The organism is Streptomyces roseus, from assembly GCF_001044425.1.
GTDB lineage: Bacteria > Actinomycetota > Actinomycetes > Streptomycetales > Streptomycetaceae > Streptomyces > Streptomyces roseus.
Genome location: NZ_LFML01000079.1, coordinates 25,742 through 35,126, shown reverse-complemented (window position 1 = coordinate 35,126; position 9,385 = coordinate 25,742). Strand labels below are relative to the sequence as shown.

10 protein-coding genes and 1 pseudogene are annotated in these 9,385 nt (G+C 69.9%); 1 reads left to right on the top strand and 10 read right to left on the bottom strand.

Going from position 1 to position 9,385, the window contains the following annotated elements; genetic code table 11:
- From ACS04_RS20285 to ACS04_RS39440, 5 genes and pseudogenes are all read right to left on the bottom strand, one after another.
- Positions 1–182 (bottom strand): annotated as a pseudogene (locus ACS04_RS20285) (type II secretion system F family protein); the annotation flags it as partial.
- On the bottom strand, positions 179–1,606 hold the full coding sequence (locus ACS04_RS20280; RefSeq protein WP_245236472.1) for a TadA family conjugal transfer-associated ATPase: 1,428 nt from the start codon (positions 1,604–1,606) through the stop codon (positions 179–181). The gene ACS04_RS20280 and the pseudogene ACS04_RS20285, both read right to left, overlap by 4 nt.
- Before the next feature lie 130 nt (positions 1,607–1,736).
- Positions 1,737–2,555 carry a CpaE/TadZ family protein gene (locus tag ACS04_RS20275; RefSeq protein ID WP_048478078.1) on the bottom strand — a complete coding sequence of 273 codons (819 nt, stop codon included), beginning with the start codon at positions 2,553–2,555 and terminating at the stop codon, positions 1,737–1,739.
- Positions 2,555–3,280 carry an SAF domain-containing protein gene (locus ACS04_RS20270; RefSeq protein ID WP_078865024.1) on the bottom strand — a complete coding sequence of 242 codons (726 nt, stop codon included), beginning with the start codon at positions 3,278–3,280 and terminating at the stop codon, positions 2,555–2,557. Before ACS04_RS20270 ends, ACS04_RS20275 begins: the two co-directional genes overlap by 1 nt.
- 63 nt (positions 3,281–3,343) lie before the next feature.
- The gene (locus tag ACS04_RS39440) at positions 3,344–3,607 is read right to left on the bottom strand and encodes a hypothetical protein (RefSeq protein WP_245236467.1); all 264 of its coding nucleotides are present in this window, start codon (positions 3,605–3,607) and stop codon (positions 3,344–3,346) included.
- Here ACS04_RS39440 and ACS04_RS39435 point away from each other — a divergent pair.
- The gene (locus ACS04_RS39435; protein ID WP_245236466.1) at positions 3,606–3,806 is read left to right on the top strand and encodes a hypothetical protein; all 201 of its coding nucleotides are present in this window, start codon (positions 3,606–3,608) and stop codon (positions 3,804–3,806) included. The genes ACS04_RS39440 and ACS04_RS39435 overlap by 2 nt on opposite strands.
- Positions 3,807–4,212: 406 nt before the next feature.
- On the opposite strand, the gene ACS04_RS35350 is transcribed toward ACS04_RS39435, so the two are convergent.
- From ACS04_RS35350 to ACS04_RS20245, 5 genes are all read right to left on the bottom strand, one after another.
- On the bottom strand, positions 4,213–4,803 hold the full coding sequence (locus tag ACS04_RS35350) for a hypothetical protein (protein ID WP_053080852.1): 591 nt from the start codon (positions 4,801–4,803) through the stop codon (positions 4,213–4,215).
- A 581-nt stretch (positions 4,804–5,384) separates the two neighbouring features.
- Entirely contained in the window at positions 5,385–5,528 is a 144-nt protein-coding gene (locus ACS04_RS38235) for a hypothetical protein (protein WP_158977361.1), read from the bottom strand.
- Entirely contained in the window at positions 5,525–6,454 is a 930-nt protein-coding gene (locus ACS04_RS20255) for a replication-relaxation family protein (RefSeq protein ID WP_048478076.1), read from the bottom strand. Before ACS04_RS20255 ends, ACS04_RS38235 begins: the two co-directional genes overlap by 4 nt.
- Positions 6,451–9,012 carry a P-loop NTPase family protein gene (locus ACS04_RS20250; RefSeq protein ID WP_107438648.1) on the bottom strand — a complete coding sequence of 854 codons (2,562 nt, stop codon included), beginning with the start codon at positions 9,010–9,012 and terminating at the stop codon, positions 6,451–6,453. The genes ACS04_RS20255 and ACS04_RS20250 overlap by 4 nt, the downstream gene beginning before the upstream one ends.
- Positions 9,009–9,347, bottom strand: coding sequence for a hypothetical protein (locus ACS04_RS20245; protein WP_048478074.1), 339 nt, complete (start codon positions 9,345–9,347; stop codon positions 9,009–9,011). Before ACS04_RS20245 ends, ACS04_RS20250 begins: the two co-directional genes overlap by 4 nt.
- Between the last annotated feature and the right edge of the window lie 38 nt (positions 9,348–9,385).

The following is a 9,385-nucleotide window of genomic DNA, read 5'->3' as shown; positions in this document are numbered from 1 at the left end:
CCGCCGATGAGGCGGGTACGGCGGGCCATCTGCTCGTCCCGGGTCGCCAGATGCCGCCCCGCTCGCAGCCGGGCCGCCAGACCGGGCCCCTTCGGCGCGGTTGTCCCGGCGATCCCGGCGACCAGTGCGACCAGACCGCCCGCGACGGCGAGGCCGGCCAGCACCCACAGCAGCACGGTCACAGCCCCGCCTCCTCGGTCACCAGCAGCGGCAGCGGCGCACGCCACGCCCCGGAAGGGTCGTTCAGCAGGGCGGCGTCGAAGCCGGCGCGGCGCAGATCGGGAATGCACCTAGGGTGCATCAGCGGAACGGCCCGGTGCTCGCCCCATTCCGGGCGCGGCCCGAAGATCGTGTTCGTCTCGGGGCGTCCGCCCTCGCCGATGCCCGTGACTTCCAGGACGTGGGAGACGAACCGGTGGCGGTGGCCGCCGATCTTCGTCTCGTCCACGGAGGAGACGAACACGATGAAATGGAGCCCGTTGGCTGCCTGCCGGTAGGCCAACGATTCAGTCATGTTGGCCTGAGCGAGGAGGTAGAGCTCGGCGATCCGGTCGAAGACCACGGAGGGATGGATGGCGTGCAGGGTGCACAGATTGCCGCCCGCACCGTTGGTCATCGCCTGAAGCATGGCCACGATCTCCGGCCCGCGGACCTCACCAACCACAATCCGCGTGAGCGTCATGCGCAGCGCCCGGTACATCAGGTCCATGAGCGTGATCTCACCGGCCGCGACCCCGGCGACGACCTCGCCGTTGGACTCGCGTGCCTCCATCGGCACCACCTGCCGGTGGAAGTTGTTCTCGTGGGCGAAAAGCTCGTACTCCGTCTCCAGCGTCGCGAACCGCTCGTCCGGATCGATCTCCTTAAGAAGAGCCCGCAACAGGGTCGTTTTGCCCGCCGCCTGACCGCCCACGATCATCACGTTCTTCTCCGCACGCACACACGCCCGCAGGAACTGCTCAAGGGTGGTGTCAAGCATGCCGCGATCGACCAGTTCGGGCAGGTCCGCATGGCGCATGCTGTGCCGGCGGATCGTCACATACGTGCCCGGCGTGACGTCGATGACCGCCTGCAGACGCGACCCGTCCGCCAAGCGCAGCGCCAGGAAAGGATCCGCGGTCGAGAGACTGCGCTCTGCCTGGCCGGTGGTGCGCCTAGCCAGATCACGCAGCAGCTCGCGCAGCTCCTGGTCGGAGTCCGCGACCGGCGCCACCCGCACACGCCGCCCGTCGGTGAAGTCCAGCCACACATGAGCGAACCCGTTGATGAAAATGTTCTCCACCAGGGTGTTGTCCAGGTGCTGCTGCAGGCGTCCGGCCCGGAACTGCAGGTCGAAGACGGCCTGCGCAATGGCCGCGTCTTCTGCCGCAGACGTTGCGACGCCGCGTTTGACGGCTTCGGCATCGGACCACACCGCCACCTGCGTATTGATCAGGTGCCGGCCTTGCTGCTCCTGCGCTGCGGTACTCATGCCCGGCCGGGCCCGCAGCAGCTCGGTCAGCCGCTCCCCGACCTCCTTCTTGATCAGACGGACCGCCCCGTAGTCGAGGACCGCCGCCTGATCCTGGGCCGGCGGGGGAGCGCCGGGCGTGGAAGTGGCGGGCAGCGGCACCCACGGATTCACCGGCAGGGCGCCAAGGTGCCCGCTTGGCACAGGATCAGCGGTAATGGTGCGGGAGCTGGCCAGCCTGGCCTGGAGCGAGCCGGAGGGCAACTGGGGGTTGTTGTGCAGAGGGTTAGCGCGCACCGGTCACCACCCGTCCGCCGCTCGGCCCGGCAGGCGGGACCAGGCGCGTACGGCGCACAGCCACAAGCTCCTGAATCCGCACGGCGGCCGTCCGGGCCGAGCGCATCAGCTCCCCGGACTCGAACCGTCGGGGCTGCTCGGCCCCGTCCGAGAGCACCGCGGCCTCCTTGGGCCGCCATGGCAGCACAGCCGTGACCGAGATGCCCAAATGCTTGCGGACCTCCTCTTTCGAGAACGGGCCCTCATCCACCAGCAGCATGCCCAGCTCGGTGGTCCCGCCGAGCACCTCGCGTAGCGCCTCCACACGCACCTGAGCGCTCTGCAGCGAGCGCAGCGTGCTGCGCGCCACCACCAGGACTACATCCGCGCTCTGCGCCAGCACTGCTGACGAGCCGAACGCCCCACGACGCCCGAGGTCCACGATCACGTCATGCCCATGGGCTTCGATCCCCGTGAACAGCTTGGCGAGCGGCCGCCATACCGGTTCCATCGCTGAGGCGTGCACCGGGTCGTACAGCCCCGGCAGGACCAGCCGGTCACGGCTTCCGGCGTCGGTGACATCCACCAGCTGCCGCCAGAACGCCTCACCCAACTGCCCCTGACGCGAGGCCACCGCGAGGTTCCGCAGCCCGTGGGAATTGTCGAGTGTGCCCTGCAGCGCGCCGGGCAGGATCGCCCCGCCGTCAGGGTCGGCCTCGGCCAGCACCACCCGGTGCTCGGGCGGCATCGGCCATGTCATGAGCAGTGCCATCGCCGCCGTGGTCACCCCCGGCGCACCCAGCCCGCCCGCCAAAGCGATGACCGTCATCAGCTGGCTCCGTCCTGCGCGGCCACGATCAGCGCGACTGCCCCGGTCGCGACCCGCGCGGCCAGCGTCGGCCCGCTGGCCGCGGGCACCGCAACGTCGACCACCACAACCCCCGTCGCCGGCGCAGCCACACCCACCGCCACCACCGTCGCCGCCAGCGTCTGCGGCGCCGTCATATCGGCTGGCTTGCCAGCCCCAGCTGCCGCACCGGCCTGAGCCGGGTCAGGCGTCGAGACGATCAGGACCTTCTGCCCGGGCGACAGCCGCGATGCCGGAAGCTGCGACGGCTTCAGTGCGACACCGACCAGCTGCTCACCGGCTTTGACCAGGGAGGCAGAGGTGAACTGGCCGGGGGAGAGCAGCGAACCTGACTTCAGGGCCACGGCCGCCCGCTGCCCGACCATGCCGGCCTTCTTTGCCGCGGGGACTGCCTTGACTGCAGGGTCCAAGGCGAGCGAGGCCGGAGCGAGATCGGCCTCGCTGATCGCAGTGCCCACCGGTACGTCACGGGTCACCACCAGCACACTGGACCGCTGCCCCGACGCCGTGAATAACAGTGCCCCCGACAGCCCCCCGGCCGCGATCAGCGCGATGGACAGGGCGATCAGACCGGGGCGGCGCCGCCGCTGGCGCACCACGCGGGGAGCGGCGGCCGGACCGGTCGGCGCACCGGCGGGCCCGGGCAGTGCTGCGCGGGGTACCGAAGGCTGGGTGGACGTGCTCACGTGCTGTGCCTCCAGAAGAGAAGAACAGAGAGGAGAGAATCAATGAGGGGAGAAGCCGGGCCGTTACTGGCCGACGACCTGCACCTCGCCCACCGACACGGTGAACGGCGACTGGCGGACCTCGGTGAGCCGGCCCGTGCGGCCGCCACCGGTCACAGCCCAGGCCACGCTCCACGTGGACGTCGCCGTGCCCTTGTAGACACCGCCCGGCTGCCCGGCCGACGTCGCCCGGTACAGATGCCCGCAGTCCGGCGACGGCGACATCCCGCGGCCCGCCGTGTACGGGGTGCCGGGGCCCTTGCAGGTCACGCTGGATCCGTCACCCATGGCCCAGACGACGGATGAAACCTTCGCCGTCGCCGCTACCCTGATCCCGCCCGCCGATGCCGACGCCGTATTGGGCCCCCACGTGGTGGGGCTCTGGCTCACCCACAACCACATCGGGACCCCGACGGTGTACCGTCCGTCCGGCCGTGGACTCGCGATCGCCGGGCCGGCGAGGAGCATGCTGTCCACCGCCCGCTGAGCGAGGACGGCGGGGTCAACTGCCTCGGCTGGCGGCTGGGCCAGCCATGCTGTGCTGTTGATGATGTATCCATCGACCGACTCAGTGGACACGCACTGCTTGCGGTAGACCGCGCCGTCTCCTGGCTTGTGCCCCTCCCACGCCGCGCTGCCGGCGGGAGGCTGTGGGTCCAGCGGAGTATGCGTGCATACGAATTTGGGCGGGGGCCCATCTGCAGGCTTTCCTCCGGTGGCGCCCTTGCCCTGGCTGCCGGTTCCGTAGTTGTCGTCATGGCCCGGCTTGCCAGCGCACACGCTGACCCAGCCCGTGGCTCCTTCGCACACGCCATTGTCGGCGTGAGCAGGGGTAGTAAGGGAGATTGCTGCCAGTGCCACTGAGGCGATGCAGGCAGGGAGTCCTTTCGGTCTCAGCACGTGCGGTCCCCATGTCGGGTGAACTTCGTGAGCATCCACTGCCCGCCCTGAATCTCCGCGTTGAACTCGGTGATGTAGTGCATGGGCTGTTCCGTGGGGAAGGGTTTCACCTGCCCGCTTGCTCGGTCGATGATCTTCCAAGTGGAGAGGTCGAAACAGTCGGAGATCGTGGCTGACGGACGATCGCCGGACATGCTCAACGCGGAGACCTCTGCCCGGTGACCAGGTGCGCCCTTCATCGCGGTTCCAGCCCGCTGCATGTTCGCAATGTCAGTGAGCGTCTGGTTCAGGGCGTCGCCAGCGGCGTAGTTCACCAGCTTTGTGCCGTTTTCACTGCCAGCTTCGTATGCCTTGACCGACTCGGCCCAAAAGCCGTCGTAGGTCGCGAGGAGCCTGGCCTTGTCGGCGGCCTGGGGGTCGGTCAAAGCGGTGGGGGAGGTGCTCGGGTTCGAGCTCGCGGGTGCGGCCTTGTCGTTCTTGGCGTCGGTGGTGCAGCCGGCGGTGAGGGTGGCGACTGCCGCGGTGGCGGCGGCGGCTGCGCGCAGCCGGGTGGTTCGGGTGTGGTGGTGTCGTGTCGTTGTCACTGAGCTACCCCCGGCTCGTCGGATGGGTGGGTGGTGTCGTTCTCCAGGGCCGTGAAATCGCTGGTGCAACGCATGTGGGCGTTGCGGTTCGCGTTGGTACAGGGCACCCTACGATGTCAACGCCCCAGGTCCTATGGGGTTCTTGGGTGCATTTGAGCGAACGCTACTTTTGCCCGGGAATGCCGTTTCGACATATGACGACAGCGTTGTGAGGTGAAGGAATCGCTCCGAAGGCCGGTAAGGAAGCGCTGTTGACCGGTTAATGGCCGACCGTGGCCGGAACTCTTCTTTCTGGCTGGTTCTTTGCTAGTGGCAATGCTTCCGGCTGGTGCTCACCGCTCTTCTCACCGGATCCGGTCTTCGTGGTCACGGTCGGGGCCGGTGAGGAGTTCACCGGCCCCGGCTGTACCCGCCCGTCGGCACCGCGGGAGATCAGAACGGCAGCTCGTCCGTGCCGTCGCGTGCGGGAGGCGGGGTCCTGCTGTCCTGGCCGGTGTCGCGGCGCGCTGCCGCGGTCTCGTCCCCGGGGTGTGCGCCGGAGGCGCGGAGGGTTCTTGTCCGGTCCGTTCCCAGGTGAACCGCTAGGCGGTGATGTCGCTGATCAGTCCGGTCTCGGTCTGGGTCTCCGGGTCGTGGACCTGGTGCAGTAGGTCGTCGTCGGCTTGGTCCTGGTGGTCGGCGAGGTCGGCCAAGGCGAGGCCGGCCAGCGGCTGGTAGTGGGTCACAGTTCGGTCCAGCCGCGCGGCTCGCCGCCGCCGGTGAGGGGTGTCCATACCGGGGCCTGGGGGCCAGAAGTTTCGAGGTCTTCGAGGACGGCAGCGCCGAGGGGGACGCGGGTGCCCATGCGGGCGACGAGTTCGTGATCGGCGGTCATGCTGCGGAGGTCGGCGATTCGGCTGGTCAGGGTGGTGCGGGGGGCGCCGGTGAGGATGAACAGGATCCGGGGGAAGCGGGGATACACGCGCTGCCACGCGAGCATGGCGGCTTGGTCTCCCACGGTGCCGCGGCGGGTGGCGGGTTGGGGGGTGTAATCGTGGAAGCGGGCGTAGGTGATGAGTTTGCGGGCCAGGCGCTCGCTGCTCATCGTGGTGCGGTCGATTTCCACGAACGCCCGGTACTGCAGCCGGCGGGGGCGGGTTGCGGTGTAGTGGAAGACGGCGTCTGCGATGAGCCGGTCCTCGCCTGCGGTGTCGGGGAGGCGGTGGGTGATCTCGGGGACCCAGTCCAGGGGCTGGTATTCGTCGCCTCGGGTGCGGGCGTCGGTGAGGAAGGCGATGTGGGCGCGGGCTCCGGTCAGGATGTGGCCGGCGCGTAGCAGGGCAGCGTTCGAGGAGTGGATCGGGGTGGGGTTGCGTCCGCGGAGCTCGGGCCACTCGGCGACCGTCTGGTGCCCGGGCGGGGTAAGGAAGTGGGCTTGCAGGCGGCCGGGGAGCGTGGCGTGGGTGATCAGCCCGTCCTCGCGCAGCGGCACCAGCACCTTGTGGATCTTGCGGGGCGGCAGGTGCGGAGCGACCATCCGGTGGAGCTGGGTGGTGGTAAGCAGCCGGTGCTGGGCGATGAGCGCGAGTACCTGGTGGGCTTGGCTGTCGCCGCTCGCGGGCTGGAAGTCCACGCTTTTCATGCCTGCGGCGTCATCGACGGTGGTGGTCATGCGTACGTCTTTCCTGTCTTGCTGTGGGCAGTGGCGGGGGCGAGGAAGGCGAGGACCTGCTGTTCCTGGGCGAGGGCGATCGTGGTCCGTTCGGCCAGAGGCAAGGCGCCGGTGAGGGCGTGTGCGGCCTTGTGGAGGGCTTTGACCTGGCCGGGCCGGGCTCGGTGGCCGACCTCGTCCAGCGCGGGCCCGCGAACCGGGAGCGGGCCGATCCGCGTGCCTTCCACGGTGAATGAGGCGTAGTGCTGCCAGCGAGGCAGTGCGGCGATGTCGGCGGGGGTGACGGCGCCGCCGGGCCACTGGGCGGTGATCTGGGCAATGGCCTCGGCCGATCCGGCTGTGCTGGACAGGCAGGATGCGTTTTGCATGAGGGCGGCGCGGGTGGCGGGGCTGAGCCGGTCCAGAAGCTGGGTCATGCCGTGCAGCCGACAACCGAACTTCCGGAGCTGTTCGGTGATCTCCGCCAGCACCGTGGAGGATCCGTGGTCCAGGCTGATCAGCTCGTCTAGGTAGAAACGGAACGGGCGCCGTGCCTTCTCGGGTAGATCGCGGCGGGACAGGCCGGCGCGCAGGAAGTCGTGGACGATCAGGGAGATCAGCAGCCGGTCGGTGGGTCCGGTGCCGGGCGGGCAGAGCCACAGCACCTGGCCTTCGTCCATCGCGCGGCGGATGTCGTATCCACTGACCGGGCACCCGAGGAAGCTGCGGACGACCGGGGAGGCTCCCAGGCGTTCCAGGGGGTTGAGGACGGTCAGCAGGCTTTCGCGGGGAAGGTCGGGGAAGCTGTCCGTCCACCACCTGCGCGCCTCGTCGTCCAAGACCGCGACGACGGCCTGCCGGAACAGCGTGTTGGTGAGGAGGGCCGTGATCTGGAAGACGGTGGCCTGCTGCTCAGGCTTGTCGGCCGCGACAGCACGGGCGTTGACGGCGACCAGGGCTTCGACGGCTTTCGTCAGGATGGTCAGCGCTCGTGGTGCTGTGACGTCCCCCCACCCCAGGGCTCCCGCGAACGCCTCGACGACCGCCGCGCACACCTCGTGCGGTGGACGGTCCTGGCTCATGTCCAGCAGGTTCCAGCAGCCGAGCATGTCGGTGTCCTTGCGGACGGTCAGATCGAACAGGGCGACGCGGTCGATGGTGTCCTCGTGGGCGAGGTAGCGGGCGACGTCGGCGAAGCTGTCGCCGTGCGGGTCCACGAACGCCAGCCCCCGCCCGTTGTAGGCGCTGGCGACGGCGTGGACCTGGGCACGGGTGGTCTTGCCCCATCCCGCCTTGCCCGACTGGACCTCGAACAGGGTGTCGTCCTCGTGCGTGGCCAGCAGCCGCTCCCGTCCGTCCGGCCCTCGGTACCAGCCTTGAGGTAGTAGATCCGCCCCCATCTCATACGTCGGCATGTCGAACTCCATCAGGGGCACCCGCGCCGCGGCCGTCACCGGCTTGAGAAATCCGGCGAGTTCCTCGATGTGCGCCCATCCGCCGCGAGCGGGCCGCATGACCGTGCGTGTCCACTGCTCGTCGAACCGCCGGCGCCAGGGCCGTCGGTCCGGGCCGAATCGCAGTGGTCCCAGCGACCAGCCCAGCGACGTCAGCCGCGACGGCCCGGCGAAGACGTCCATCGCGGCACTGATCCGGGCCAGCCGGGCCTGCGCCCGCCCGTCTTCGTTGGACGCGCAGCGCACAAGGATCTGCACCCGCACCAGCCCGGCACTGTGGGCGAGCCTGCCCAGGACCTTGTCCCGGCCCGTTCGGCGCGGCTGCGGCGACATCACCATCCGCCCCCGCGTTCGGCCCTGCCACTCCGCTGGATCCATCAGCCTGCCCACGACGGCCGGAAAGCAGTCGTCGCTCTCGCGGGTCAGCCACCGGGCATCGCGCTCCGCTTCACGGCGGGCCCGCGCGCGGTCCCGCCGCATGGCCTGCGCACGGCGCACGGCGAGGTGCCAGCGCGGGGCGGGGGAGAGATCCACGCACACCTCGGCGAGGTCGCCGCACTCGGCCCGCAGATCCCCCACGGCGTCCAGCAGCGGCTGCAGCGGGTCGGGGTCCAGAGGGACTTCCCGCAGGTGCGATCCCGGCTCGCCGTGCAGCGTCAACACCGCCCGCACGACGTGGGGTCGGTGCTTGTCCGCGACCGGCGGGACCTCCTCGACCTCGACCCGCGGCCCGTACGGGGTCCGGGCCAGCAGTGCATGTGCGCTTGCGGGGGCCTCGATCCGGTAGGCCAAGGCACGGATGCCGTCGGCGCGCAGCCGCACCCGTACCGAGCGGGCCCGGCGCGGTGTCCACCACGGCCCCGACCCGGCCGCCCGCACCAGCTGCATCCCTTGGCGCCAGATCTGCTCGCTGTCCGGCTCGAACGCCGCCGTGGGGACCAGCTCCAGACAGGTCCGCTGCGACAGCGCCTTTGCAGCCAGTCGCCACTGCAGGTACTCCCAGCCTGCCCAGGCGGCTGCCCCGAGCAGGGCCAGCCACCAGGCATTGACCGCAGTCCAGTGCGTCGCTGCTGTGAGGGCCTCGAAGAGTGCGACGGCTGCGTGGACGCTGCTGGCGGACGTCATGTGCGCTTCCATGATCCGTTTCCGTTCTGTGTGTAGAGGAGAGTGGCGGGGCGTCCGTCGAGGAGGGTTCCGGCCGGGTCGGCTCCGGCCCACACCAGCCGCACCACCGCGCGCACTTCGCGCCAGTTTGCGTCGAGGCCGGTGTCACGGCGGGCGGTGGCGGCCTGGATCCGCACGTGCGTGTATCCGGCGGTCTCCGTCAGCCATGCGGCCCGTCCGGCGGCGAGCAGCAGCCGTTCGTCGCGGGGCGGGAGGTCGGGGCGGCTGGCGCGGTCCAGGGCCTGCTGGATGAGCGGGTCGGCTTCTGGACCGGATCCGGGAGGCGGAAGCTCCACTGGTGTGCTGCTTGTCCGGGGTGCAGGCCCGTCCGGCT